Annotated in this window: 23 protein-coding genes; 7 read left to right on the plus strand and 16 right to left on the minus strand. The window is 49.4% G+C overall.

All coding sequences use genetic code 11. The annotated features are described in order from the left end of the window. Positions 1-321: 321 nt before the first annotated feature. The 11 genes from xdh to DYP60_RS09340 form a co-directional block, all read right to left on the minus strand. Positions 322-2,901, minus strand: coding sequence for a selenium-dependent xanthine dehydrogenase (xdh, locus tag DYP60_RS09290; RefSeq protein ID WP_240622853.1), 2,580 nt, complete (start codon positions 2,899-2,901; stop codon positions 322-324). Between the two features lie 248 nt (positions 2,902-3,149). Next, positions 3,150-4,094 (minus strand): ABC transporter permease, encoded by a 945-nt coding sequence (locus DYP60_RS09295; RefSeq protein WP_117330732.1) that lies wholly within the window; start codon positions 4,092-4,094, stop codon positions 3,150-3,152. Next, positions 4,091-5,194: an ABC transporter permease gene (locus DYP60_RS09300; RefSeq protein WP_117330733.1), complete on the minus strand. Its 1,104-nt coding sequence runs from the start codon at positions 5,192-5,194 to the stop codon at positions 4,091-4,093. The genes DYP60_RS09295 and DYP60_RS09300 overlap by 4 nt, the downstream gene beginning before the upstream one ends. Then, positions 5,178-6,716 carry an ABC transporter ATP-binding protein gene (locus DYP60_RS09305; RefSeq protein ID WP_117330734.1) on the minus strand — a complete coding sequence of 513 codons (1,539 nt, stop codon included), beginning with the start codon at positions 6,714-6,716 and terminating at the stop codon, positions 5,178-5,180. The genes DYP60_RS09300 and DYP60_RS09305 overlap by 17 nt, the downstream gene beginning before the upstream one ends. Before the next feature lie 76 nt (positions 6,717-6,792). Next, a complete protein-coding gene (locus DYP60_RS09310; protein ID WP_117330735.1) occupies positions 6,793-7,824 on the minus strand; it encodes a BMP family lipoprotein in 1,032 nt (343 codons plus the stop codon). Between the two features lie 243 nt (positions 7,825-8,067). Further along, positions 8,068-8,967, minus strand: coding sequence for a 1-phosphofructokinase family hexose kinase (locus DYP60_RS09315; RefSeq protein WP_117330736.1), 900 nt, complete (start codon positions 8,965-8,967; stop codon positions 8,068-8,070). Continuing rightward, on the minus strand, positions 8,964-9,449 hold the full coding sequence (locus DYP60_RS09320) for a deoxycytidylate deaminase (RefSeq protein WP_117330737.1): 486 nt from the start codon (positions 9,447-9,449) through the stop codon (positions 8,964-8,966). Before DYP60_RS09320 ends, DYP60_RS09315 begins: the two co-directional genes overlap by 4 nt. Next, positions 9,436-10,386 (minus strand): alpha/beta hydrolase, encoded by a 951-nt coding sequence (locus DYP60_RS09325; RefSeq protein WP_240622854.1) that lies wholly within the window; start codon positions 10,384-10,386, stop codon positions 9,436-9,438. The genes DYP60_RS09320 and DYP60_RS09325 overlap by 14 nt, the downstream gene beginning before the upstream one ends. A gap of 105 nt (positions 10,387-10,491) precedes the next feature. Further along, positions 10,492-11,682: a sodium ion-translocating decarboxylase subunit beta gene (locus tag DYP60_RS09330; RefSeq protein WP_117330738.1), complete on the minus strand. Its 1,191-nt coding sequence runs from the start codon at positions 11,680-11,682 to the stop codon at positions 10,492-10,494. 13 nt (positions 11,683-11,695) lie between these two features. Then, positions 11,696-13,531, minus strand: coding sequence for a biotin/lipoyl-containing protein (locus DYP60_RS09335; protein WP_117330739.1), 1,836 nt, complete (start codon positions 13,529-13,531; stop codon positions 11,696-11,698). A gap of 23 nt (positions 13,532-13,554) precedes the next feature. Continuing rightward, the gene (locus tag DYP60_RS09340) at positions 13,555-13,830 is read right to left on the minus strand and encodes an OadG family protein (protein ID WP_117330740.1); all 276 of its coding nucleotides are present in this window, start codon (positions 13,828-13,830) and stop codon (positions 13,555-13,557) included. Positions 13,831-14,156: 326 nt separating this feature from the next. Here DYP60_RS09340 and DYP60_RS09345 point away from each other — a divergent pair, with 326 nt between their 5' ends. From DYP60_RS09345 to DYP60_RS09380, 7 genes are all read left to right on the plus strand, one after another. Next, positions 14,157-15,083 carry an Mrp/NBP35 family ATP-binding protein gene (locus tag DYP60_RS09345; RefSeq protein ID WP_117330741.1) on the plus strand — a complete coding sequence of 309 codons (927 nt, stop codon included), beginning with the start codon at positions 14,157-14,159 and terminating at the stop codon, positions 15,081-15,083. A 4-nt stretch (positions 15,084-15,087) separates the two neighbouring features. After that, positions 15,088-15,714 carry an NUDIX hydrolase gene (locus DYP60_RS09350; protein ID WP_117330742.1) on the plus strand — a complete coding sequence of 209 codons (627 nt, stop codon included), beginning with the start codon at positions 15,088-15,090 and terminating at the stop codon, positions 15,712-15,714. Positions 15,715-15,719: 5 nt separating this feature from the next. Further along, on the plus strand, positions 15,720-16,430 hold the full coding sequence (locus DYP60_RS09355) for an SIMPL domain-containing protein (protein ID WP_117330743.1): 711 nt from the start codon (positions 15,720-15,722) through the stop codon (positions 16,428-16,430). 695 nt (positions 16,431-17,125) lie between these two features. Beyond that, entirely contained in the window at positions 17,126-17,833 is a 708-nt protein-coding gene (locus DYP60_RS09365) for a FadR/GntR family transcriptional regulator (protein WP_117330745.1), read from the plus strand. Beyond that, a complete protein-coding gene (locus DYP60_RS09370; protein WP_117330746.1) occupies positions 17,830-19,302 on the plus strand; it encodes an NAD(P)/FAD-dependent oxidoreductase in 1,473 nt (490 codons plus the stop codon). Before DYP60_RS09365 ends, DYP60_RS09370 begins: the two co-directional genes overlap by 4 nt. Further along, positions 19,292-20,524, plus strand: a complete 1,233-nt coding sequence (locus DYP60_RS09375) for an NAD(P)/FAD-dependent oxidoreductase (protein ID WP_117330747.1) — start codon at positions 19,292-19,294, stop codon at positions 20,522-20,524. The genes DYP60_RS09370 and DYP60_RS09375 overlap by 11 nt, the downstream gene beginning before the upstream one ends. Beyond that, a complete protein-coding gene (locus DYP60_RS09380; protein WP_117330748.1) occupies positions 20,521-20,886 on the plus strand; it encodes a DUF1667 domain-containing protein in 366 nt (121 codons plus the stop codon). The genes DYP60_RS09375 and DYP60_RS09380 overlap by 4 nt, the downstream gene beginning before the upstream one ends. A gap of 14 nt (positions 20,887-20,900) precedes the next feature. On the opposite strand, the gene DYP60_RS09385 is transcribed toward DYP60_RS09380, so the two are convergent. The 5 genes from DYP60_RS09385 to DYP60_RS09405 all read right to left on the minus strand — a co-directional run bounded on the left by DYP60_RS09385 (position 20,901) and on the right by DYP60_RS09405 (position 25,582). After that, on the minus strand, positions 20,901-21,119 hold the full coding sequence (locus DYP60_RS09385) for a GntR family transcriptional regulator (RefSeq protein ID WP_117330749.1): 219 nt from the start codon (positions 21,117-21,119) through the stop codon (positions 20,901-20,903). Then, positions 21,088-21,618 carry a zinc ribbon domain-containing protein gene (locus DYP60_RS09390; RefSeq protein WP_117330750.1) on the minus strand — a complete coding sequence of 177 codons (531 nt, stop codon included), beginning with the start codon at positions 21,616-21,618 and terminating at the stop codon, positions 21,088-21,090. Before DYP60_RS09390 ends, DYP60_RS09385 begins: the two co-directional genes overlap by 32 nt. 105 nt (positions 21,619-21,723) lie before the next feature. Then, positions 21,724-22,692, minus strand: a complete 969-nt coding sequence (locus DYP60_RS09395; RefSeq protein WP_117330751.1) for an NAD(P)H-dependent glycerol-3-phosphate dehydrogenase — start codon at positions 22,690-22,692, stop codon at positions 21,724-21,726. Beyond that, positions 22,668-23,150, minus strand: a complete 483-nt coding sequence (locus tag DYP60_RS09400; RefSeq protein ID WP_240622855.1) for a GNAT family N-acetyltransferase — start codon at positions 23,148-23,150, stop codon at positions 22,668-22,670. The genes DYP60_RS09395 and DYP60_RS09400 overlap by 25 nt, the downstream gene beginning before the upstream one ends. Before the next feature lie 89 nt (positions 23,151-23,239). Next, on the minus strand, positions 23,240-25,582 hold the full coding sequence (locus tag DYP60_RS09405; protein WP_117330752.1) for an alpha-galactosidase: 2,343 nt from the start codon (positions 25,580-25,582) through the stop codon (positions 23,240-23,242). Between the last annotated feature and the right edge of the window lie 31 nt (positions 25,583-25,613).

Consider the following 25,613-nt stretch of genomic DNA (forward strand, 5'->3'; position numbering starts at 1 on the left):
AAAATTGTAATAGTGTTAGGAAAGAATCTTTATTGACACCCTGCTGTCTCCATCAAAGTGTTGTCTGATCGGGATTGCTTATGCGACGAGACTACTCAAGAAATAATCCAGTAATGCGGCTTCCTAAGGACCATCTTCCTTTTTCGCTTCAGTTGAGTTCACTCCTTGGAGTGCTTGAAACGCCCGGGTGAAGGAGGTAGGGGAGTCATATCCAAAGTATAGTGAGACCTTTCCCCCCGGCTGGTAAATCTGCCCGGTTTGAATCATAAAGAAATACCCAAGGAATTGAACCTTGGGTAGTGTCGAAAATGCTCTTAGAACTTAGTGCTTCTTCTTTTGGTAGGGGGTGTCCTCCAAGGGAAGGGATGTACGGAATATCCCGTCATAGCGGTAATACGCATTCTGACAAGCCGGAGCGGTAGGGATGGTGGTGAGTTCGCCAACCCCTTTCACCCCATAGGCAATAGGATGCTTGCCTGGTCCTTCCACCAACTTCACCTCCAAGGGAGGTACATCGGTGCTGCGAAGCAGTCCCAAAGTACCATAGCGGACCTTCGGATATCCCTCTTCGATGGGGAAGTCCTCAGTCAACCCATAGCCAAGGCCCATGGTAACCCCCCCTTCTATCTGACCGGTAAGGGCTTGATGGTTGACAATTTGCCCTACATCACAAGCAGCAACTACCTTCTCCAGTTTTCCTTCTTCGTCAAGGATGACAACCTGGGCTGAATAGCTGTATGCCACATGACTCACCGGATTCTTCTTCTTGCTGGTAATCGGGTCCGTTATGGATGTATATTCTCCATAGTACTCCTTACCTTCAAGATCCTTGAGAGAGGACGTCTTTAGATCCTCTTTTAATTTCAAGGCAGCTCTTCTCACTGCTTCTCCCGTAAAGAGCGACTGTCGACTTGCCGTACTGGTCCCAGAATCAGGGGTTCTGGATGTATCGGGATCTTCTACGACAATCTCGTGAGCCTTCAGGGAGCATGTCTGTCCAAGCATCTGGGTACAGACCGTAGCAACTCCCTGTCCCATACAGGCAGCACTGGTCCTGATATGAACCTTTCCCTGTTCAATCGAAAGAATGCAGCGGCCAGTATCGGGGAAACCAACACCCAATCCACTATTCTTGAACGCTAGGGCAATTCCTGCCCTAGGTGAGGAGTAATAGGCATCCTTAACAGCTTCAAGGCATTCAATGACACCGGTGTCATCGCTTGCAACCTGTCCATTCGGCATGATATCCCCTGGCCTAAGTGCATTGATTCTCCTAATTTCGTAATAGTCCATGCCCAATTCATCCGCAAGAAGATTGAGGTTGGACTCCACAGCAAAACAACTCTGGGTGACCCCAAATCCACGGAAAGCACCAGCTGGTACCATATTCGTATAGATTGCCTTACCGATAACCTCGAAGTTCTGGAAGTTGTATGGGCCAGAGGCATGGGTACATGCTCTCTGGAGTACCGGTCCCCCAAGGGATGCATAGGCTCCTGTATTGGCTAGGATAATTGCCTTTACACCGGTAAGATGCCCCTTCTCATCACAACTGGTGGTAATCTCAATATCCATGGGATGGCGCTTTGGATGAACCTGCAGGCTCTCTTGCCGGGTAAGCCTTACCTTGACAGGAGCCTTTAAAAGCCAAGCTGCAAGCGCTGCATGGTGTTGGACGCTCATATCCTCCTTGCCACCGAAACCACCTCCTACGAGCATGCTGTGACAATGCACTTTATTCGGTGGGAGCTGAAGCATTGTGCAGATCTCATGTTGATCATCATAGATGGATTGATCTGAGGTATGGACGAGTACACCCTCTTCTCCTTCAGGAAGGCCTACTGCACATTCTGGTTCCATGAAGGCATGCTCCGTGTACGGGGTTTTATAGGTACGTGTAATGACATGGGGACTTTCCCTGAATGCCTTCTCTACATCGCCACGGTGGATGTGCTCCAGGGAGAGCAGGTTGCCATCCTCATGTACCTTTGGAGATTCCGGTTCGAGTGCCTTGTAGATATCGAGAACAGGGGGGAGTACTTCATAGGAAACTTCCACCAGTTTTGCAAGCTCTTCCAAGGTTTCAGGGCTCTTGCCAACCACGAGACAGATTGCATCCCCGGTGTACCGGGTGATTTCCCCAACAGGAATGAACACCGGCCAGTCCTGCTTCATGTGTCCGATGATATTGTGGGGTACGTCCTCACTGGTGATGATACGTACGAAATCTGGATGCGTCTTTACCTTTGAATCATCAATGGACAGAACCTTTGCACGGGGAAACGCAGAACGTACAGCCTTGGCGTGCAACATTCCAGGAATCCTGATGTCATCGGCATACATACCTTTTCCTAGTGCTTTTGGTTCGGCATCTACACGGCGGTAACGTTTGTCGAGCCTTGGTTCTTCTTCAGTTTTAGGGACCGGCCGGTTCTCCCGAAAGAAGTCAGCACACATGAGAATTGCTTCCTCAATCTTCTTATACCCGGTACAGCGACAGATGTTTCCCCTGATGGCTTTTGTCACTTCTTCACGGGTTGGAGAGAGGTTTGTATCGAGCAGACTTTTTGCACTGAGAATCATACCAGGTGTGCAGTACCCACACTGTACTGCCCCAGCTTCAGCAAAACAGTAGGCAAATACCTCTGCTTCTCGCTCACTGAGCCCCTCAATGGTTGTAACCGACCTTCCTTCAAGCCGTGAAAGGGGGATAGTACAGGCCTTCATTTTCTTTCCGTCTACCAAGACAGTACAGGTGCCACAAATACCTTCACTGCAACCGTCTTTGGTGCCGGTCAAGTTCAAATCCTCACGGAGGAATCGTAGCAGTTTCTTGTCTTCACCGTTGTAGGTGATCTGATTTCCATTTACGCTGAATGCATACATAGCTGTGCTCTCCATCGTACGTTGGTACGTTTGGTTCTTTGGGAACAAGTGCTAGCCGCTTAGCGTCAGTACCCAGAACTGGATACATCGGTCTGTGATGCTATACATCCTCAAGATTGCAATGAACCCGAAAAAAGTCTATATTTTGTTGCGATAAGGTTACAATTGTTGTCTTTTTTTGTTGCAGTATACCGCAAAATAATAAAATAACCTCAACAAGGTAGAAATGAGCAACGCCCACTTCTACCATTGGTTCAGATATCCTAAATTCGCTTTTCTCTATTGAATGGGATACCAAGCGAAGTCGGACCAAGAAGCTGGCTCTCTCTACTAAATGCAAGGACAATGATGACCAGCACATAGGGCAACATTACCGCAAACTCATAGGGGAAGTTGATGCCTTGACCCTGAATAGCCAACTGCAAGGCTTGCGCCAAACTGAAGAGCAGTGCTCCACCCATAATCTTTACCGGATGCCAGTGCCCAAAGTAGACCAAGGCAACAGCAATGAATCCACGTCCAGCGATAATCTCATCACTGAACATTTTCACCTGTGCCAAACTGAGGTATGCGCCTGCAAGACCTGCCAAGGCTCCTCCCACAGCAAGTGCCTGGTAACGGACCTTGTTGACCTGGATACCAATTGAGTCAGCTGCACGAGGATTGGTCCCTACTGCACGTACCCTGAGCCCCCATGGTGTTTTGAACAGGATGTACCATGCAAGGGGAACAAAGAGGAATGCGAGGTAGACCAATACATTGTGACTGAAGAAAATTGGTCCGATGAACGGAATTTTTGAGAGGCCTGGGATGGGGAAATTCCCGATACCAGGGACTGATTGGGTTCCTCCGATGAAATGTCTGAACAGTGTGCCAGCAGTTCCGACCCCAAACATCTGTAGTCCAATACCTGCAATTCCTTGTGGTGCACGGAACGTTACTACAACAAAGGCGAAGAAGATACCAAGCAAGGCACCAACCACCATGGCAAGACCCAACCCCAGGACATTGTACATGCCGGAAGTGGGGCCTCCCTGCCCAATGCTATAGGGTACAAGCATTCCTAGGAATGCCCCCATAGCCATGATGCCTTCACAGCCAAGGTTGAAGACTCCTGCTCTTTGGTTGAACATCTCTCCAAGGCTGGCGATGAGGAGAGCGACCGAGAACGGGATACCCAGACTCAGGATGTTTACGATAAAGTTCATGCTTCCACCTCCACATGTTTCTTGCCGATTCCTTGGTATTTACGCCAGACCCGTTCCATCAGGTAGGGGTCGGCGAGAATCATCTTGGTAGCAACGATGACCAGGATGATGACACCCTGCAGCACATTGACCATGTTTGCTGGTACTCCGACCATGCGTTGGGTCATGTCCGCTCCAACGATCAAGAGACCAAAAAAGAAAGACGCTGGTATGATACCTGCAGGGTGCAAGCCTCCAAAGAGGGCGACAACAATCCCACTGAATCCGTACCCTCCAGTAATACCTTCAATTGCTCTTCGGTGAACTCCCGCGATCTCGATGGCACCTGCCATACCAGCAAAGGCACCACTGATTACCATGGCGATGACCAGATACCAAGTCACGCTGATACCGCCGTACCTGGCTGCCCGGGCACTTGCCCCAGCTGCTCTCATCTTGTAGCCATAGTTGGTCTTCCAAAGGAGGAGGTAAATAAGCAATGCAAGAAACAAAGCAAAGAAGATACCAGTATGCAATCGAGTTCCTTTGAGGAACCGATTAAGCCAGATCCCCGTTGAAAGTCTCATGGACTGGGGAGTCCCGCTTCCCATCGTAAGTTCTGCTGGATCGAGGAATGGACCACGCAGCATGAAGGTATAAATCTGGGCAGCAATATAGTTGAGCATTACCGTCGAGAGCAGTTCGCTGACCTGTAATTTTGCCCTCAGGATACCTGGGATGAATCCCCATACTCCTCCTGCCATTGCCCCAGCCAAGATAGCCATTGGAAGCAGGATTGGTTTTGGAAGTTCTGGGAAGGCAAGTGCCACTGCTGTGGTACCGAGTATTCCCATCGCCATCTGACCCTCTCCACCGATATTGATGATACCGCTGCGGTACGCCACCGAAATACCCAGTGCTATGATGGTGAGCGGGATAGCCCTGATCAGAACCTCGGTAAGCTGGAGGGTCGTCTTCAATGGCTCGAAGAGAATGACCCTATAGGTCTTGAAGACATCAGCCCCGATGGTCATCAAAATTATTGAACCGATCAACATTGCAGCCAAAATGGCCAGAATGATGATGGTAACCTTGTAGAGTACCCTAAACTGTTTGGTCATCTTTCACTCCTGCCATCAAAATACCAAGACTCCTGCGATTAGCATCCTTCCTGTCAAGGACCTTCTGAATCTGGCCCTTGAAGATTACCGCCACACGGTCTGAGAGGTCGAGAATCTCATCCAGCTCTTCACTGATGAGCAGGATGCCAATTCCTTCACGTCTGATCTCCAAGAGTTGCTTATGGATGAACTCCGCTGCTCCAAGGTCCAGACCTCTAATGGGGTAGACTGCAATCAAGAATTTTGGTCTTCTGGAAATTTCACGAGCCAGGATGACTTTCTGGATGTTTCCCCCCGAGAGAGATCCTGCCGCTATAGAGATATTGGGACTGCGGATATCGAACTTTACACGCAGGTCTTCTGCATTCTTGTCTATGGCCTTGTTCTTGAGGAATGCATGGTTGCTGAATTCGTCATGTTCAGTATCCTTGAGTATAAGGTTCTCCTTCAGTGAGAAAGAAGGAACAATGCCTTCTGTGTTGCGCTCCTCAGGGATATAGCCCATACCGGCTTCAATGATGTGGTGAGGGCTCTTGTTTGCGATGTTTTCGCCATAGAATTGGATCTCTCCACTCTCAACCTTCCTCAGTCCGTTGATGGCCTCAGCCAACTCCCGCTGCCCATTTCCTGAAACACCGGCGAGGCCTACGATCTCACCAGAGGAGATAGTCAGATTCAGATCCTTGAGAGCAAGAAATCCACGGTCACTCTTTACATTGAGGTTCTTGATATCCAGGACGGGAACACCCTCCGGGGCAGGTTCCTCATTCAGTGGAAGGTCTACCTCATGGCCAGTCATCAAGGCAGCAATGTCGGAAGGGGAGTGCTCATGGGTATTCCCCTCGAAAACAACCGCCCCATGACGAAGGATGGTAATCTTGTCCGAAAGGTCTTTTACTTCCTGCAGTTTGTGGCTGATGAAGATGATGGAGAGTTCACTGCTCATATTCTTGAGCAAAACAATCAGTTCATCAGTTTCTTGTGGGGTAAGTGCACTGGTTGGTTCGTCAAGGATCAGAAACCGTGCCCCCAGGCAGAGGGTTTTTACCAGTTCGACTCTTTGTTGTTCTCCAACAGAGAGTTGCCAAATATACGCATCGGGATCGACGACGAGCCCATATTTCTTTGCTATTTCAGTAATCCGGTCACGCACCATCCCAAGGTCCAGCTTGTATGGTGACCATGCCGCCTTGAATCCTAGGGCAATGTTCTCCAGAACTGTCATGTTTGCAACCAGCATGTACTGCTGGTGAACCATGCCGAGCCCTGCTGCAAAGGCATCATTCGGGGAGCGGAAGTGTACTTCCTCTCCATTGATAAGAATACGCCCTTCATCTGGCTGGTAGAGACCCATGAGTATGTTCATCAAGGTCGTCTTGCCTGCTCCGTTCTCTCCAACCAGCGCCAGGATCTGGCCCTCTGATATCTCCAAGGTGATGTCATCACTCGCCAAGACTCCAGGGAAGCGTTTGGTGATGTGTTCCATCCGCAGGTTGGTTATTTTCTTCTGTGTGAGTTCCATGGGGGAAGCCTCCGTGGGAAAGAATGAAAAAAGTAGTCATGCAGAGGTGTCCCTGCATGACCGGGAAACAATGTGCTTACAGTTTGGAGTAATCAACACTGGTGTAGTTGATGGTACCACTTGCAGCTTTGAATGAATCGATGGCTGCATTGACCTTCTCTTCAATCTCCCCTGCATACATGTTTTCAAGAGCAGGGTTGAACTCAAATACGAATCCACCGTTCTTGAAGTTCAAGGGAATTACTTCCCCACCCAAGATACCGGCGTCCAGCTTGGCCACGAGACCTTCGATGACGGATGCATAATTGTAGGAAGATGCTGCGATAACCTTGTAGCCCTCGGTAATGTGAATCTGGGCAATGTCCTGGCCAACCCACCAGATGTCCTTGTCAGGGTAGTCAGCAACAGCACGAAGTGCACCAAGAGCCTGCTGGCTGCTTCCGGTCAATACATCGGCACCACTTCTGATCTGTGACTGTGCAACCTCTCCGGCTTTTACGAAATCACTGAAGGACCCACTGTGTGCGACCATGATCTTGGCGCTTGGATTGACAGACTGGACACCTAGTACGAAACCACGGTTATAACGGGCAGCATCACCAGCATCAACAGGACCGACTAGACCGATGATATTGGCTTTGGTGGTCATACCAGCAATGATACCGGAAAGGTAACCGGTCTCTTCACTTTCAGGCATGTAGGTGAATACATTGTCGGGACCAACCTCTGCGCTGGTTCCAAAGGCGAAGGAAACATCAGGATACTCTTCAGCCATTTCCATGATGAGGTTCTTGTACTGTGCCCCATGTGCGATGATGATATCAAATCCCTGTGCAACATACTGGCGGGCAGCTGAACCGGCATCGACTGGTTTCATCTTCTCTGTGTAGCTGTACTCAATACGACCGGGCAGGCTCTTCTGGGCAGCAATGATGCCATCATGCATGGCCTGACACCAGCCCTTGTCGTCAATGGTGTTCTCGATGATCAAAGCAATTTTGACCACATTGGAATCAGCCTCCTCAGCTGGAGCCTCACTGCTACCTGCAGCAAAAAGCGAACCACTGATGAGCGCAAGACAAAACAGAATTGTCAGTAATTTTCTCATGTTCCTTCTCCTCTTGGAATATCAACCCATTTTTGGTGGGTCTAAGCTTTTTCTAGTATAGAGGCTTAATGGATACTCTGTCAAAAGAAAAGTGAAAATGAAACAGAAATTATCGATTGATAATTTGAGCTATCAGTGATATTTATCATAATATTACTAGGAAAATGACGATTTTTTTGTTGCAATTTTAGTGAAACCTAAATATATGAATATGGTATTGCACCATTCATATAGACTAAAAAACTAGACAATACTTCCAGGATGTATAGATTTTGCATTCTTTGTTGCAACTTTTGTTGCTTCGATTACAGCTTGTTGCAGTTTTACGCCTTGTAGCAACTGCACTGTCAGGGCAGCACTCAAGGAATCACCACATCCGATGGTATTCACCACCTCTGTCTTCACAGTAGGGGAACTGAAGAAACGAGAATTCTGTACCCAGAGTTCAGATGCCCCTCGGGAGATTACAAATGTACAGCCAAACTGATCATACAAACCACGGAGCATTTTCTTGACAGGCTCCTTGAGATCATCGGTATTCTGATGTTCGGCTACCTGGATTCCAAGGAAGGTATGGACTGCTTCACTCAGGTTGATCTTCACTACATCAGGGTGGTGGAGGATACAGCGCTTGAGGTCTTCACCTTTCAAGTCGAGCAAGACAAACTTTCCCAGTGCTTTCGCTTCCTGTACGAAATCAGCGTACAGAGCATCTGAATATCCAGGGGCACGGGTACCTAAAATTACCAGACCATCGCACTCCTTGATGTGCTGTGAGAAGAGGGCTCTGATCGGCTTTTCACAAGCTGGGTCGACAGGGAAGGGTTCTTGAACCAATTCAGTAGCTCCTTCACTGGTGAGCACCGTGACACAGGTCCTGATAGCACTGCCACTGTCCGCCCAAAGCGTGGTGAACCCATCTTTCCTGCAAAGGCTGAGCATCTCCTCTATCCGGTTTCCTCCCAAGTGGGTGAGCAAAAGGCTCTCGTGTCCTAGCTGGCTGATTATCCTGGCTGCATTCATACCCTTGCCCGATGCATCGAGGTAGTGTTCCTGAGCGCGATTTACCTCCCCTACGGAAAAGGAGGGGAAACGCATCGTGATCTGGAAGGTTGGATTCAAACAGACCGAGAGAATCTTCATGATAGTTTGAGCAGAATTGAACCGTGTTGTGGAATCAGCTGTCGGTAGGCAACACCTGTCTTGTCAAACATCAGCTTGGATGCTTTCGTGTTGTCAGCTTCACTGTACTTATCAGAGAGGAATACTACTTCCTTTATGCCCGACTGGATGATTGCCTTCGCACACTCATTGCAGGGAAACAATCCTACATACAGCGTGCAACCCTTCAGACTGCTGCTGATTGCGTTAAGAATGGCGTTCAGTTCAGCGTGGCAGACGTAAGGATACTTGGTCTCGAGCCATTCTCCTTCCCGTTCCCAAGGTATCTCGTCATCATCCACCCCAATAGGGAAGCCATTATATCCGACACCGACAATCTTGTGGTCGGTGTTTACAATGCAGGCTCCTACCTGGGTGTTCGGGTCTTTGCTCCTAAGTGACGAGAGGACGGCCACTCCCATGAAATATTCATCCCAACTGAGATAGTCTTTACGTTTGGGCATGATCAGTTGTCTCCTTTTCTAGCAAAAATTCGAGAATGGTATCTGTTAAGGATTGTTGGATGGACCGGTAGAGCAGAAGGGCATGACGGCTGTGATTGTAGTTTCCCATTTCTGTCTCAAGGATGTGGAAATCACTACTCCGTTGTTCCTTCTCTATGATCTTGAGATTTTTGAAGGGGACTGTCTGATCGTTGACATCGTGTATGGAGAACAGTGGGCAGGTAATCTTTCCCAGATCCCTGCGAACACTTTTCATGGCATGGACAAGGCTCATGCCCGGTCGGATGAAGAGCCCTCCATAGCCGAACCAATATTCGTTGCCATCCTCTCCCTTTGGATTGCCTTTCACCACATGGGCTCCAATGGATGGGGTGAAGAGTCCCAAAGTTCTGGTTATATACTGTTTCCAGTCAGTAATGATGCCGTCCCTTACACTGTTGTACACCACAGGGGCTGCAATAGTCACCAGTTTATCAGGGGAAAGGGTACTTTGGCAGTAGGTTTCACCCAGCTTGAGGGTCATCATCCCCCCCATGCTGATACCCAGCACGTAGAGTGTCTCATACTGATTCCTGAGGTTTTCGTAGTATCGGCAGAGGTAATCGAACCACTGGGTGAATGTGGTGTGGGCAAACTGCTTAGGATCTGTTCCGAAGCCGGGCAGCAAAGGTGCGTACACATCCAATCCTGCTTCATGAAAGCGCTCAGCGCTGTAGTGGTATACAGACGGGGTGGATGGAAAGCCATGGACAAGCAAGATTGCCTGCTTGTTTCCCGGTGTAGTTTTTATGATGCTTTTAGCCTCATCACAGAAGGTCTTGGATTCATCGACGGTGAGCGGTGCGACATTCCTGTCACGATAACCAAAGAGTGTCGCGTTCCAAACTATAAACACAATGATAAGGATAATGATAAGGAGTAGGATGGTGAACCTCATGGGATTTACTATATCCCAAAGTTTCGATGAAGGAAAGAGCGAAAAAACAAGAGCCTACCGGTGAGGATAGGCTCTTGGGATTGTTGTGAATCAAATTCTTTCTATCTAAGCCATCATGAATGGGATGACTGCAAGCAAGACACCAGCTGCAACGGCTGAGCCGATAACACCAGCAACATTCGGACCCATGGCGTGCATGAGCAGGAAGTTCTGGGGATCGGACTCCTGTCCAACCTTGCTGGAAACACGGGCCGCCATTGGCACTGCGGAGACACCAGCGCTTCCGATGAGTGGATTAACCGGGTGTTTCGGGTCAAGCTTGTTCATCAGCTTTGCAATCAGAAGTCCAGAGGCAGTACCGATAGAGAATGCAATCATGCCAAGAATGAGGATGCCCAAGGTGTTCAGGTTGAGGAAGTGGGAAGCTTCCATCTTTGAACCGACAGAGAGCCCGAGGAAAATCGTGACGATGTTCATCAGTGCATTCTGCATGGTGTCAGAAAGACGGTTGGTTACTCCACACTCCTTGGCCAGATTACCGAACATCAGGGAGCCGATGAGCGGGGTAGCCGAGGGGAGCAAGATTGCACAAGCGGTCAGAACGGTCAAGGGGAAGAGAATCCTTTCCAGCTTGGAGACCGGTCGCAGCTGTTGCATCTTGATCATCCGCTCTTCCTTGGTGGTCAGAGCTCGCATGATCGGGGGCTGGATGATGGGAACCAATGCCATGTAGCTGTAGGCAGCTACGGCAATGGGACCCAGCAGGTCCGGTTTTAGACGGCTAGTCACATAGATAGCCGTCGGGCCGTCAGCACCACCGATTATACCAATGGAACCGGCAGCATAGAGGTCGAAGTTGATCCCAGGGATGAAGCTCAGGGCAAGTGCACCAAGAAGGGCAATGAAGATGCCTGCCTGGGCTGCTGCACCGAGCAACAAGGTCTTGGGGTTTGCAATAAGCGGTCCGAAGTCCGTCATTGCACCAACGCCCATGAAGATCAAAATTGGGAAGAGACCGGTATCGATACCCATGTCGTACAACAGCTTGATAAACCCAGGAGCTCCTGAGGTAGGATCAATGCCTGCTACATATCCCATAGGGATGTTCGAGAGGATACAACCGAACCCAATGGTAACCAACAATAACGGCTCAAATTTCTTTGCAATACCTAGGTAGAGGAGGACAAAGCCAATGAGTATCATGACAAAATTGCCGACACCAAAGCCTTCAGCCATCCCCAAGAATCCAAACAGTCCTGTGGACTGCCAGAGTTGATTAAACGCTGAACCAATCATCTCAGAGTCTCCTTTAGCTGATCACCAGCAATTCGTCATCGCTTTGCATCTGCTGGCCTTGGCTTACGGCGATTTTGGTTACTACGCCATCACAAGGAGCATAGATCTCATTTTCCATCTTCATGGCTTCCATAATCAAGAGTACCTGGTTCTTCTTGACCTGCTGGCCTTCCTTTACATCCAAGCGAAGAATCAGGCCTGGCATGGGTGCATAGACAGAGACAGCTTCATGGGAAGCGGCAGCAGAAGCATCGGAGGCAACAGGAGCACTCCCGGCAGTATCCTTGGTTGTTTCGATGGCATTCTCATCGATGCCGAAAGCAACGTTGAGAGGATACTCATTGCCATTGACCATGGCCGAGTTCTTGGTGAGCTTGACACCATAGGCTTTTCCGTTGACGGTAACGGTGTACTCGCCCTTCTTCTTGGCAGCTTCTTCTTCGCGGTCAACCTTGTAAATGCCGTTTACCTGAGCTTTACCAGTAAGGTAGAGGATGCCCTTCTCCTTGCAGGAAGCAGCGATGAAGATGTTCTCATCGGTAAGAGGAAGTCCTTCCTTCTCGAGCATCTCTTTTGCTACCTTTACCCCTTTCTTGGGATCGGCATCGTTGATGTCGACAACCTTCTTGGTGGTGGGCTCCATCTTCATCTGTTCAGCACAAATCTTTACAACCTCGGCATCGGGTTCAACGGGAGTTTTTCCAAAGTAACCGAGAACCATCTTGCCGTAGCCTTCTGCAATCTTCTTCCAAGGTCCGAACATAACGTTGTTGAAAGCCTGCTGGAAGTAGAACTGGGAAACAGGGGTTACGGAAGTACCAAAACCACCTTTTGCTACAGTTTCTGCCATTGCCTCGACGATGGCGGGGAACTTGTCCATCATGTTGTTGTCACGCAGCATCTGGGTATTTGCCGTAAGGGCGCCACCAGGAAGTGGTGAGAATGGGATCTCAGGGCTGACGGTCATTGCTTCAGGGGGAATGATGTAGTCTTTCATACAATCCCTGAATACAGCTTCAGCTTCACGAATCTTCTTGATATCGATGCCCAAATCATAATCAGTATGACGCAATGCGTGCCACATGGTGATGATGTCCGGTTGACAGGTACCACCGGAAACCGGGCTCATGGAGAGATCGACCTGGTTTGCACCAGCTTCAATGGCGCTGACATACTGCTGGATGGAGACCCCTGCGGTGTCATGGGTGTGGAATACGAGGTTCATATCCTTGCCGAGCAACTTTCTTGCGCGCTTGATGGTCTCATATACATAGGCTGGGGTAGAGGTACCGCTTGCGTCCTTAAAACAGACGGACTGGAATTCAATTCCTGCATCCATGATCTGCTTAAGGGTTGCTTCATAGAAGTCAGGATCGTGAGCGCCCTCGGTGTTTGGGGGAAGGCTCATCATGGTTACTACTACTTCATGCCGCAGCCCTGCATCAACAATGGACTTTCCGCTGTCGATGAGGTTGTTGACATCATTGAGTGCATCAAAGTTACGGATTGTGGAAATACCGTGCTTCTTGAAAAGTTTGGCATGCAGGTCGATGACATCTCTTGGCTGGGAGTCCAAGCCTACAACATTGACACCACGGCTAAGGGTCTGCAGGTCTGCATCATCCCCAGCGACACGTCGGAACTCATCCATCATGGCGAATGCATCTTCATTGGTGTAGAAGTACAGGGATTGGAAACGGGCGCCACCGCCAGCTTCAAAGTGGTTGATGCCAGCCTCCTTGGCTGCTGCAACTGCAGGCATGAAATCCTTGGTGAATACACGTGCACCGTATACTGACTGGAATCCGTCACGGAACGCTGTGCACATAAAATTGACTTTCTTCTTCATTTGGGATGATCCTCCGGGGTTTCTTATTCTTTTGATTTTGCGAAGGCTGCTACGATTGCTGCTGCTATGTCTGCCTCACTGGCAGAAGGTGCAGAAGCTGCGACAACAGCAGGACTGCTTACGACGGCTTTGGGTTTCTGTGGTGCGATTTTTCTTGCAATTGCGCTCATGGCCTTGGTGAGAAAAACCAACAACGTAAGAAACACAAACACCGTAGCAATACCCAGAATTGTGAGGATGACCCCATTCTCCAACTGGGCGACAAGTTGCTCTTTCGGTAGTTGCGCTAAGAATACCATACGAACTCCTATTAAGGTTTATAGTGATCGTAGCCAAGGACTACAAATAACACACTGGGGGTTAGTATATCGGAATCATGGGGAGTGTTTCAAGTAAAGACACGATAAATGCTTTGTGGAATTTAGCATAGCTCATAGTAGAACGTTCATTTTTCTTCGAAAAAACAACCTCTTTCGAAAGTTCTGGTTTGCCTGTATACAATTATCTGGGTACCTTTTTATAGAATACTGCATCGATGACAGACTGTACTTTACTTCTCTTGTCTGTTTTCATCCTTTGCAGTAAGGTACTCTGAGGTAAAATGACCTTAGGAAGAAGGATATATATGGCTGAAGGAATGGATTTTGCACAGAAAATTGCCGAGGACAAAGCAATCAGGGGAAATATGGATAAGATTGGGAGAAAAATCCTGATCATGAGTGGGAAAGGCGGTGTGGGGAAGACCACTGTTACTGTCAATCTTGCCAATGCACTTGTCGACAGTGGATGTACTGTCGGCATTCTTGATACAGACCTCCATGGGCCAAATGTTGCAAAAATGCTCGGTTGTGAAAAGGAGATCCTCACCACTGAGAATGATGGAAAGACGTTCTACCCGGTTGAAGCCCGGCCAGGGTTGAAGGTAATGAGCCTTGCCTTTGCAATCGAACCCGATAGTCCTGTGGTATGGCGTGGGCCTATGAAGATTGCTGCCATCAGGCAGTTCCTGGCCCAGGCTGATTGGGGAGAGTTGGATTATCTTCTCATCGATTCCCCTCCCGGCACTGGTGATGAGCAGCTTACCGTCTGTCAGACCATTCCTGAACTTACCGGGACCATTATCGTAACCACCGGGCAAGAGGTTGCCATTCTGGACGCCAGAAGAAGTGTGAGCTTTTCAAGGAAGATGGGTGTGGCAATTCTTGGTGTCGTGGAGAATATGAGTGGCTTTATCTGCCCCGGCTGCAAGACTGAGATCCCCATCTTTGGTATCGGTGGTGGAAAAAAGATGTGTGAGCAGATGGGTGTTCCCTTCTTGGGGCGTGTGCCCCTTGAGGTCCCTCTCATGGAGGCTGAAGATGCAGGCAAGAGTTATTTGGGTATGCAGCCTGCAAGTCCTTCCTCTGCTGCATTGAAGGCTATCGCTGAGATCATCAACAGCGGAACCGCTGTCTCATCCCATCGTTCAACTGATTTTGCTGGATCTGCTTCCTGTGCACCTTCTGCTTGTTCCTCGTGTAGCAGTAACTGCTCATCCAGGAAAGGAGAGTAAGGGTATGTTTGACCCGTTTTCACAAGATGGAGAAAGTAAGGAGACTAAACATCTCGTTTGGAAGTCTGGTCAGCGTCAGCGTGTCTTTAAAGGACCAATCTTTGATATTTGCACCGTGCAGCGCACCAGTACGGATGGACGGAGCTCTTCTTTCATCGAGGTCGATGCTCCCAACTGGGTGACCATCATCCCCTGGTACCGAAACGAGCAGGGTGTTCCCATGATGATCATGGAGGAACAGTTCCGTCATGGGTCGAATACTGTTACCCGTGAGTTTCCTGCCGGGGTGGTGGAAGAGGGTGAAGAGCCGCTCGACGCTGCGCTCAGAGAGTTACGGGAGGAGACAGGTCTCGCCGGGGGTAGGATGACTGAACTGGGGAACGTCAGTCCGAATTCTGCCTTCATGAACAACCGTTCCTACTTTTTCCTGGTCGAGGATGCAGAGCATGTCAGTGACCAGGAACTCGATCCGAATGAACAACTGGATGTCTTTTCTGTTCCAGTGGCCGAAGTGGTTGCGAATATGGGCACCGGCATTTATGATAATGGTATTATGATGATTGCTTTAGGGTTTTTCCTTCGAGAGGCGCAAAAGCGTCCTGAGTTGGTGACTGCCCTGAAGAAGGAGTAGCTCCGATGAAACGAATACGTTTTGCTTTCCCTATATTGGCACTTGCCATTGTTCTTCTACTCTCTTCCTGTGTGACAGGAAGGGACTTGGTGCGGACCATCGAGGTGCATGGAACTGCAAAGGTGACCATCACTCCAGATATTGCTACCTTTTCCATCCAGGTCAGTGAGCTGGGAAAGACTACCGAAGAAGCCCAGAGGCTTGCAAATGCCAAGCTGGCGCAACTGCGCTCCGTTCTTGATGAGTACGGGATAGCTGAGGCAGATGTCAAAACCACTTCACTCAACTTGAGGCCGAGTTACCGTTGGGATGAGGGCGAGCAGATTCTCGAGGGGCAGGTAGCAAGTCAGAGTCTTTCTGTGAAGGTACGTGACCTGAAGGCGCTTGGTTCAATCATAGACCAAATGGGGAAGGTCAGTGGTATCTATCTCAACTCAGTACAACTTGATAAGGAAGACAAGAGTGAAGCACTTGAGCAGGCAAGATTGGAAGCAATCCAGAATGCAAAAGCCAAAGCTGAGCTCTATGCAGAAAGTTCAGCCATGCAGGTAGGTTCCCCTATCACAATCAGTGAATACTCCGTTGCCTCTAATCCCTACAATACAAGGATGAAGATGGAAGCAGTATCTGCGGTTGCTTATGACATGGCTACTGAGATTCCGGCAGGAACAATGGAGGTCTCCTCCACGGTTTCCATTGTGTATGAGATGTACTGATAGAGAGAAAATAATGAATAGCAACTTGTTTTTAAACAAGGAAATGAAAAAAAGCTATGAAAGGACTTAACAGACAAGAGATTTATTGGTATAGTGTAAGTGTCCGAACGTGTGGGCGAGTAGCTTATGACATATATTCTCTCTCCCACCGTGTGTCTTGTCGTTTTTTCCCCCTCTTTTTGAGGTAACGGCAGGTACAGGCCGCGAATATGCGGAACTCCTTCAAGGGTGCAAGCTTGAGGGAGTTTTTTTTGGCTCTTCACATTTTCTTGTGTGATTGGAACCGAAACAGTTCCCAAAAGCTGAGGATATGCTGATTAATCCGATCAACTATACCAAACAGGTTGTTGAGGGAGATTGCGATCACACTTGCCCAGTTACCAAGGATATCAAATGTTCTACCAAGTTTTACATCCCTGCAGGGTCCGGCCCAATCAACCGACCGTTTTCGTCCTGCTCCCAGAAAATGCAGATTCCTACCAGTTCCTTGTAAACAACAGCTGGATGGCAATGGCTGATGGTTATAAGCTTAACTTCGTACTTGCAGGACCGGGGAATGGCACCTGCAAAAGTCTAAGAATACCGATACTTGAATGCTCTTTGCGAAGATGTTAGCTACAGCCTCTTCTTCATGAAAACTCTAGACGTAACACGTCATATGTGTTAATCTGTGATTGAAAATAAAGGATTCAGACATGGAAACAACTGTCCGTAACAAAAAAACCCTGGCAGAGCAAACTGCTGATCGCTTGACAGAAACCATCATGAATGCTGAGTTTAAGAAAGGGCAACAGTTGCCCAGTGAATTCCAGCTCGCTGAAAAACTCGATGTAGGTAGGGGTACCATCCGGGAAGCAATCAAGATCTTGATATCTAGGCATGTTGTTGAGATTAAGCGGGGGACCGGTACGTTTGTAGCGGAAAAACCGGGACAGGTCGAGGACCCACTGGGCTTGGCTTTCATCAAGGACAAGAAGAAACTGTCGATGGACCTCTATGAGATGCGCCTCATGATTGAACCCCAGATCGCTTCTCTCGCCGCCAGACGTGTGACCAAGGAAGGGATGATGAAGCTCGAGGCATCATTGCAAGCTATAGAAGAGAATATCGCCAAAGGGATGCCATGGACAGATGAAGATATTGCTTTCCATGAAACGATAGCAGAGGCATCGGGCAATCAATTGGCATCAACGCTCATTCCGATTATCCATTCTGCTGTCAAGGTCTTCGCCTACTTGTATGGGAAACCTCTCACCGAGACAACCATTGCAACACACCGCGAAATCATGGACGCCATCAGGGCTAAGGATCCCGAACGTGCGGAGATTGCCATGAGAAATCATCTACAGCGAAACAAGGTTTACGCTGAGCACCTTAGAGAGACTGCAGGAGAAAATGCATGAGGGATAATACCTACGACATCCTTATCATAGGGGGTGGCGTCATCGGATCATCTGTTGCGAGGGAACTTTCCAGGTACCGCCTGAGAATAGGTGTCCTTGAGAAAGAGCTCGATGTGGCGTGCGGTAATTCCTGCAGAAATACCGGCATGCTTCATGCCGGTTTCACTTACAAGCCTGGTTCCCTGAAAGCTGAGTGCGCGGTGGAAGGGAATCGAGAGTTTGACCAGGTGGCACAGGAGCTTGATATTCCTTTCAAGCGAACCGGCAAAGTGGTAGTTGGCTTTAGTGATGAGGACATGCAAAACATCCTCAGGTTCAAGAGAATTGGCGAGCTGAATGGGGTGCGAGGCCTGGAGATGATCGACAAGGCCAAGCTAAACCAGATTGATAACAGCGCGGGGGGAGAGTTTGCCCTATACAGCCGAGATTCTGGCATCCTCAATCCGATGTTGTACAACATCGCCCTTGCGGAAAATGCCCATCAAAACGGTGTGGACTTTTTCTTTGACAGCGAAGTTAAGGCCATTAAAAGGCAGGGTGAACATTTTCAGGTCACAGCTGGTGATTCGGTTTTCTCCAGTCGCTGGATTGTGAACTGCGCTGGGATGCATTGTGTAACTATTTCTGAAATGTTGGGATTGCATGGGCACCAGGTGAAGGGCTTCAAGGGAGAGTATTATGTGTTGGACAAGAAAGCCAGTCAGTTCATGAACATCCCAGTCTACCCTGCTCCCAATGCCAAAGGGGGCTTCTCCACCCATGCAACACCTACTGTCGACGGAAATATCTTGGTCGGTCCTGATTCCTATATCACCGAGGATCCTGACGATTTTGCCTCCACCCGCGATCATATGCAGGGTCTCGTAAAAGACGGCTCGGCGATATTCAAGCATATGAAGGCTGAGTATTTCATCAGGAATTTTGCCGGGACCCGTTGGAAACGGGTAGACCCTGAGACAGGTGATGTCCTGGACTTCCTTATTGAGAACAGGGATGACCATCCAGGGGTGGTGAACCTGATCGGAATCGAGTCTCCCGGACTTACCTGCGCCTTGCCCATTGCCCGCCGTGTGGTGGCAAAGATTCAGGAAAAGGAAGTACTGGAGGTAAACAATGATTTCAATCCATATCGCAAGGGAATTGTACGTTTTGCAGAACAGTCGAAAGAACGGAAGAAAGAACTCATAGCCACTGATCCTGACTATGGAGAGATAGTTTGTCGCTGTGAAACTGTTACACGGGCTGAGATTGTCCAGGCAATCAACAATCCTCTCGGAGCGGTGACATTGACGGGCATCAAGAACCGCACCAGGGCCTGTATGGGTAGATGCCAAGGGGGGTACTGTGAAACACGAATCACGGCCCTGATCCAGGAGCAGTGCAAGGTGAGGGAACATGAGGTGATGTACCAACACAAGGGCTCTGGGATGTTCATCGGCAAGGTAAGGGAGGTCCTGGATGGAGAATAAGGATGTCATTATCATCGGTGGAGGCCCTGCCGGGCTGGCTGCAGCCGTTCAACTGTACAAACTTGGGATTACCAATATTCTGATCCTTGAGAGGGAAAAGCATTTGGGAGGTATCTTGCGGCAATGCATCCATGATGGATTCGGCCTTCAGCGGTTTTGTGAATCGTTGAGTGGCCCTGAATATGCCCAGCGATTCATTGACGAGGTAAGAGAGCTGAACATTCCCTATATGACTGAGGTGACGGTAACAGAAGTGACTGCCGGTAGGAAAGTGACAGCCATCTCCAGGAGAGGAGTCATGGAATTCCAAGCCAAGGCGGTAGCATTGACCATGGGTTGCAGGGAACGGACACGTGGTGCGATCAGTATTCCAGGGACCAGGCCAGCCGGAGTATATACTGCTGGAGTTGCGCAATCCTATATGAACCTTGCGAACATCATGCCGGGACAAGAGGTGGTAATTCTCGGCTCCGGTGACATCGGCCTGATCATGGCCCGTAGATTGACCCTTGAAGGGGCTCATGTCAAAGCCGTATTCGAGGTACAGCCCTATCCCAGTGGTCTGCCACGCAACATCGAACAGTGTCTCAATGACTATGAAATTCCTCTTTTCTTGAGCCATACGGTGGTTGATGTCAAAGGTCATTCTCGGCTTGAAGGTGTAACCGTAGCCCAAGTCGATGAACAATATCGACCTATTCCGGGAACAGAACAAGAGTACAATTGCGACACGCTTATTCTCTCAGTAGGTCTTATCCCTGAGAATGAGCTTTCCCTTGGAGCTGGCCTCACACTCGATTCAAGGACCAAGGGAGCTGTCGTGGATGAAGATTACCAGACAAGCTGCACAGGAATCTTTGCAGCTGGCAATGTCCTGCAAGTCCACGACCTGGTGGATTTCGTCTCCATCGAGGCTGAACGCATGGCTCTTTCCATCCAAGAGTGCTTCCTCTCTTCCCAGTTTGGGAATGCAGAAATCGAAATCGTTGTTGATGCCTCCATATCCTATTCAGTTCCGCAGAAAACTACTGGGAAAAAGGACTTTACACTCTCTCTGAGACCGAAGAGGCCAGGTCGTAATTGTACAGTTTTCGTGAAACAGGAAAATGTGACTATCGCCCGAAAGAAGTTCGCCAAAGTCCTTCCCGCTGAGATGATCCAGCTTGCCATTCCAGCAGAAAGGATTGACCCAGAGAAGAAATTGGAGATTACACTCATATGAGAAGAGAGTACACCTGCATCATCTGCCCCATCGGCTGTGATATGACCGCAGAGATTGAAGATAATGAAATGGTTTCTCTCGTTGGCAACAATTGCGCCAAGGGTAGAGTATATGTACAGCAGGAGTTGACCAATCCGATACGTACTATCGCAACCTCCGTTCTTGTAAAGGGAGGCGAATTGCCCTTGGCAAGTGTCCGTCTGAACAAACCGGTACCCAAGGCCAGCCTTTTCAAGGTGATGGCAGAGGCAAAAAAAGTGATTCTGCTTGCGCCGGTAAGGATTGGACAGGTGGCTTTACAAAACGTTGCAGGAACCGGTGCAGACTTGGTTGTTACCAAGCATGTAGATGCGATTCATTGAATGGGTAGGCTTGGCTACTCCCTAATTCGCTTATAGGCATTCCTCTTACGCCAGAGATGGGCGAACATGAATTTCTCCCCTTTGTTCCTGTCTTGTTTTTCCAGGTATGCAAGGATTTTTCTGTGTTCTTCCTGGGTTTGCATCTTTCCTTGGTTGCTGAGGCGTTGGTAGAAGAGCGGGCTGTTTGTGTTCAGGTTCAGCCTACTGAAGGCAGGGAGCTTCTTGGAAAGCATTCCCAAGAACTATTTCTGCTTCTACGATGTCGGGCTTCTTAGGCTCAAAGAGCGGTCGTCCACCATGTTCATCTCCACAGACGCTACGTTCCCGCAGTCCACGGGTACATGCCCAATCCCTCAGGTTCATGCTGGCGTTCCTGTCACGTTCGACCAGCTTCCCGCAGGATGGGCAAATCCACTCCCTGACAGAGTGGGGTAAATTCCTATATGTTGTTTTACACGTATTGCAAGTCTTCGAGGACGCGTAGAAGCGAGGTGCCAGCATGAAGCGCTTCCCTCTCTCCCTGCACTTCTGCTCCATCCTCATCCGGAAGAATCCAAACGAGGCATCACATAGGGATTTGGCCAGCTTGCGGTTCCTGAACCTTGGAAAGCCCGCTTCCTTTCTTTGGAAGAATTTCTTGTAAGCGGTGTCCAGATTCCTCGATGCCATCTGCAGGGCCTGGGAGTTGACCTCGCCAAGCCAGGGATAGACTTTCTTGAGAATACCTTTCATTGCCAATCAGAAAAACGTATGAGCACTAGCATCTCTCGCCCAAAGTCGGGAGACTTCTGGTGCTCTTTCTTATAAAAGAGCGTTAGGAGAGGTTAGCCTCAGTAGTCAATTGAACACTGCTCTCATGTAGTCATTGAGGTCCTCTTGTTCATACATCATCCGGTAGAGTGCCTGTACGAGGGGGAACTCCTCTTCTACATGTCTTTCGCGGGTGAGTTCACCCATCAACTTGACGGTTCTGCTTCCCTCAATGACTGTGGCTGAGCTGCCACTGTTGTCAATGGAGAATCCTTTTCCCATCAAGAGGCCGAGCGTCCTGTTCCGGGAGAGGTCATTGAGACTGGTCAGTCCCAAGTCCCCGAGCCCACAGTAGCAGAAGATGGTTTCTGTACTGCAGCCAAAAAGACTGAGAAAATGGCGCATTTCCCCGACTGCCTTGGTGTAGATGAGAAAGTCGACATTCGGTGAGTTGAACCGGCCGCTGACCAGTCCGATTGCAATGGCATACATGTTCTTCAGGATACTCATCAGCTCGACTGAACGAATATCATCGGTGTAGTCCAAGTAAAGCCCAGTATCCTTGAGCACTTCCTTCTTGAACCGGTCATAATCCTCTCTCTTTCCCCCAAAGGTGAAGGAGGAGGGTAGCCCATGAAGCACTTCGATTGCGAAGGTCGGTCCCTTCATGCTTGCTGTTCTGGGAAAGGGAATCTGTTCGGTGATGAAGGCCCCATCATCACTCATGCCCTTTGCCAGGTTGATTACGAGACAGTCTTCCTTTGTATACTCCTTGATCTCCTCGGTGAAGGAGATAATGACCTTTGAGGGGATAACAAGGAGAATACAGTCGGCACTGCGGAAAATCTGCTTGTCACTTGTTGCCCTGATGCTGGTGTTCAGGAAGTGGGTAGGGAAGTACTTGGTATTCCGATGGTTCCGGTTGATATCCTCAACTACATCCTTCTCGATGGACCAGAGGATGACGGTATTATTGGTATTCCAAGAGAGCCGTTCGGCCATGGCGGTGCCAAAGACACCGGCTCCTGCAATTACGATGGTATTGTGATAAGGCAAGGCGCAACTCCTTCTTCGTGTGGCCAGATCATGGTTCGGTGTGGGATGTTTGCTTCATAGAAGATTGTCTGATCTTCTGCAATGAAGCCAAGCTTCTGATAAAATCCCTCACTCTGAATCTGGGCATGGATATAGATAGGCTTATGAGAAACGCTCAAGGCACAACGTACCAAGAGTTCTCCATAATGCAACCCACGGTAGGTGGAGAGCACTGCAATGCGTTCCAGTTTGGTTCCTTTTTCCGTCATCCGGATACGTACAGTCCCTACTGCTTCATCACCGATGAGCAGCAGGAGATGACCGCAGTCAGGGTCTTTTCCATCGAAATCGATGGCCTCGCTTACGCCCTGTCCTTTGACGAAAACCTCACGTCGTATGTGCTTGCACATTGCAAGATAGCCCTGATTGGTCATCAGGGAAGCACTCCCTGGTTCAAGGTATATGACAGTCTGTTCCATTCTGCCCATCATAACGGCAAGTCATGTCTTCGAGCAAGGGGGTGCAAAGTAGGGAAGAAAATGGGGAAAACAGCGTTCACTCACACAATCTACTTGATCTTCTTGAAGATATAAATCCTTGAACCGAAGTCTCCCAACACTCTGGTCATGGCATCATAGCCAGTCCCACCGAACTGTTGGTTTAGCTTGATACCTGCCCAGGCAACCTGCTCACCGGTAACCCGGTAGTGTTCAACCTCACTGTCAAGGGTGACTGCTTTGCTGATGGTGTCCTGGGCGATACCTCCCTCAGTGATGGGGAGCGGGCTCACCTGGTTGAGTAGATTTCCGAACATTTTGATGTCGATACGCTGTTGACGGGGGAACACCTCATAGACAGCATTCAGGTCAACTATTTCCACGCGTAGCTTGTCAGAACCTGGATTTGAAGGATTGAGCTTCTGGGCGAAAAGTACCAGAAGTTCACTCTTGTCCTGGCTTGCTACTGCCCAGACTACCTGGTTGGAGGTGCTGTTTGCCAGCTTCACCCTCGTAAAGGTTCCATACTGCAGCAAGGCGCGGTGTGCCTTGTAGAAGGCAATCTGTGCCTTAATGGCATCCTTCTGCTGCCCTTTCAGCTTCGTGACATCCAGTTCATAGCCAAGCACGCCGAATGCTGCAATGTTGAACCGTGACTCGAGGTCGGTTCTTCTCAGCGTCTGGTGGTTGGGAGAGTCACTGACATGGCTGCCCATGGTTGAGAGGGGGTAGCCACAGCTGGTGCCTTCCTGTATATACAACCTGCTGAGAGCATCGGTGTTGTCACTGGTCCATGTCTGTGGCATGTAGCAGAGCATCCCTAGGTCGAAGCGGTTGCCTCCACTCGCACATGACTCAAAGAGTACATTGGGGAAGGCTGCAGTGAGCTTCTCAAGTAGTTCATAGAGTCCCAGGATATAGCGATGGAAGAATTCACCGTGGTCTTTCATTTCTCTGTTTGTGCTATACATGTCACTGAATACACGGTTCATGTCCCACTTGATGTAGTTCACGTTTGCAAAATGCCAAACATCTGAGAGTTGCTTGAAGAGGTAATCCCGTACATCTGGTCTGGTAAGGTCAAGAATGTACTGGTTCCGTCCCACACTTGGGCGCCTGCCTGGTATGGCGACCATCCAGTCGGGGTGTTTCTTATACAGCTGGCTTTCAATGCTCACCATCTCCGGTTCCACCCAGAGGCCGAACATCATGCCAAGCCTGTGTACTTCGAGGGAGAGGTTTTCCAACCCTGAAGGGAGTTTCTTTGGATTTACGGTCCAGTCTCCTAGACTGGTGGTGTCATCGTTGCGGAGTCCAAACCATCCGTCATCGAGCACGAACAGCTCAATACCGAGGTTGGCACTCTCCTTTGCCAGGTTGATGAGTTTGTCCTCTGTGAATTTGAAGTAGGTTGCTTCCCAGTTGTTGATCAGAACCGGTCGTTCACGGAACTTCCAGGGGCCACGAATGATGTGGTTGTTGATGAAGTGGTGGAAGTTCTGGCTTGCTCCATTGAGTGCATCGGGCGAGTAGGTCAGTATTGCCTCAGGGGTTTGGAATCGGTCTTGCGGGGCGAGGACCCAGCTGAAGGTTGCTGGGTTGATTCCCGTCAGTACCCTGACCTTTCCATAGGGGGATGTTTCGACCAGTTCGCGATGGTTGGAGCTGTAGATGAGGTTCATCCCGATGGTCTCTCCATTCTCCTTGGTGAGGAAGATGCAGGGGTTGTGATCAGCGCTGCTGACGCCACTCTTGCTGTCGTTGATCATAATGCCTGGGGCAAGAGGACGTTCATGCATGTACCGCTCACGGGACCATGCTCCATCGAAGGTGACCAGCTTCCAGTCATCAGTGTCTAGATCGAGCTGTGCTGATGCAAGGTTCTTGATAGTCACTTCCTCAGTGCTGTCGTTGTACAGGGTGGCACGCCTCGTGATGACATTGCTGTCTTCGAAGACGGTGTAAGTAAGGGCAAGTCGCAGGGGGAGGCAAGTTTCCTTGAGCATAACTTCCAAGGTGGTACAGGTACTCTTGTCCCCATAGGACTCAGGCAATCCACTGAAGGTTCTGGGCTTTCCAGGGAGAATGCGGTAGCTCTTGACGATGAAGTCGAGTGTTTGCATGCCACGGGAATAGGAAATGTCGACAGAACTCTCTCGATAATCACCTTTGCCCATGGTAGAGTATTCCATGCAGAGGTTGGTGAAGAAGAGGGTTGGATGGTCACTGTCGTAGGCAGTACCGGTGCCGATGCTGATACTCCTTTTCTCTGCCAATGCATCGATACTGATGGTCTCTTTGCTGAGATATCTGCCATAATAGAGGTGTTCAAGGTGCCCTGTTTCGGTTATGGCGAACAGGTAGGTGGTTTTCTTTGTGGATAGGTTGAACAGTCGGTCCTTCTTGGAAATCATAGAATGGTACTCCTTGAACTTGGAAACGGTC

It is taken from the genome of Sphaerochaeta halotolerans (assembly GCF_003429665.1).
GTDB classification, from domain to species: domain Bacteria; phylum Spirochaetota; class Spirochaetia; order Sphaerochaetales; family Sphaerochaetaceae; genus Sphaerochaeta; species Sphaerochaeta halotolerans.

What these genes read in the sequence shown, in the direction of transcription:
- DYP60_RS09295 (WP_117330732.1), bottom strand. Translation starts at nt 4,094, where the DNA reads ATGAACTTTATCGTAAACATCCTGAGTCTGGGTATCCCGTTCTCGGTC.
- DYP60_RS09380 (WP_117330748.1), top strand. Translation starts at nt 20,521, where the DNA reads ATGAGAAGAGAGTACACCTGCATCATCTGCCCCATCGGCTGTGATATG.
- DYP60_RS09325 (WP_240622854.1), bottom strand. Translation starts at nt 10,386, where the DNA reads ATGAGGTTCACCATCCTACTCCTTATCATTATCCTTATCATTGTGTTT.
- xdh (WP_240622853.1), bottom strand. Translation starts at nt 2,901, where the DNA reads ATGGAGAGCACAGCTATGTATGCATTCAGCGTAAATGGAAATCAGATC.
- DYP60_RS09405 (WP_117330752.1), bottom strand. Translation starts at nt 25,582, where the DNA reads ATGATTTCCAAGAAGGACCGACTGTTCAACCTATCCACAAAGAAAACC.
- DYP60_RS09385 (WP_117330749.1), bottom strand. Translation starts at nt 21,119, where the DNA reads ATGCTTTCCAAGAAGCTCCCTGCCTTCAGTAGGCTGAACCTGAACACA.
- DYP60_RS09315 (WP_117330736.1), bottom strand. Translation starts at nt 8,967, where the DNA reads ATGAAGATTCTCTCGGTCTGTTTGAATCCAACCTTCCAGATCACGATG.
- DYP60_RS09300 (WP_117330733.1), bottom strand. Translation starts at nt 5,194, where the DNA reads ATGACCAAACAGTTTAGGGTACTCTACAAGGTTACCATCATCATTCTG.
- DYP60_RS09340 (WP_117330740.1), bottom strand. Translation starts at nt 13,830, where the DNA reads ATGGTATTCTTAGCGCAACTACCGAAAGAGCAACTTGTCGCCCAGTTG.
- DYP60_RS09355 (WP_117330743.1), top strand. Translation starts at nt 15,720, where the DNA reads ATGAAACGAATACGTTTTGCTTTCCCTATATTGGCACTTGCCATTGTT.
- DYP60_RS09370 (WP_117330746.1), top strand. Translation starts at nt 17,830, where the DNA reads ATGAGGGATAATACCTACGACATCCTTATCATAGGGGGTGGCGTCATC.
- DYP60_RS09375 (WP_117330747.1), top strand. Translation starts at nt 19,292, where the DNA reads ATGGAGAATAAGGATGTCATTATCATCGGTGGAGGCCCTGCCGGGCTG.
- DYP60_RS09350 (WP_117330742.1), top strand. Translation starts at nt 15,088, where the DNA reads ATGTTTGACCCGTTTTCACAAGATGGAGAAAGTAAGGAGACTAAACAT.
- DYP60_RS09365 (WP_117330745.1), top strand. Translation starts at nt 17,126, where the DNA reads ATGGAAACAACTGTCCGTAACAAAAAAACCCTGGCAGAGCAAACTGCT.
- DYP60_RS09400 (WP_240622855.1), bottom strand. Translation starts at nt 23,150, where the DNA reads ATGGAACAGACTGTCATATACCTTGAACCAGGGAGTGCTTCCCTGATG.
- DYP60_RS09330 (WP_117330738.1), bottom strand. Translation starts at nt 11,682, where the DNA reads ATGATTGGTTCAGCGTTTAATCAACTCTGGCAGTCCACAGGACTGTTT.
- DYP60_RS09305 (WP_117330734.1), bottom strand. Translation starts at nt 6,716, where the DNA reads ATGGAACTCACACAGAAGAAAATAACCAACCTGCGGATGGAACACATC.
- DYP60_RS09335 (WP_117330739.1), bottom strand. Translation starts at nt 13,531, where the DNA reads ATGAAGAAGAAAGTCAATTTTATGTGCACAGCGTTCCGTGACGGATTC.
- DYP60_RS09390 (WP_117330750.1), bottom strand. Translation starts at nt 21,618, where the DNA reads ATGAAAGGTATTCTCAAGAAAGTCTATCCCTGGCTTGGCGAGGTCAAC.
- DYP60_RS09320 (WP_117330737.1), bottom strand. Translation starts at nt 9,449, where the DNA reads ATGCCCAAACGTAAAGACTATCTCAGTTGGGATGAATATTTCATGGGA.
- DYP60_RS09345 (WP_117330741.1), top strand. Translation starts at nt 14,157, where the DNA reads ATGGCTGAAGGAATGGATTTTGCACAGAAAATTGCCGAGGACAAAGCA.
- DYP60_RS09310 (WP_117330735.1), bottom strand. Translation starts at nt 7,824, where the DNA reads ATGAGAAAATTACTGACAATTCTGTTTTGTCTTGCGCTCATCAGTGGT.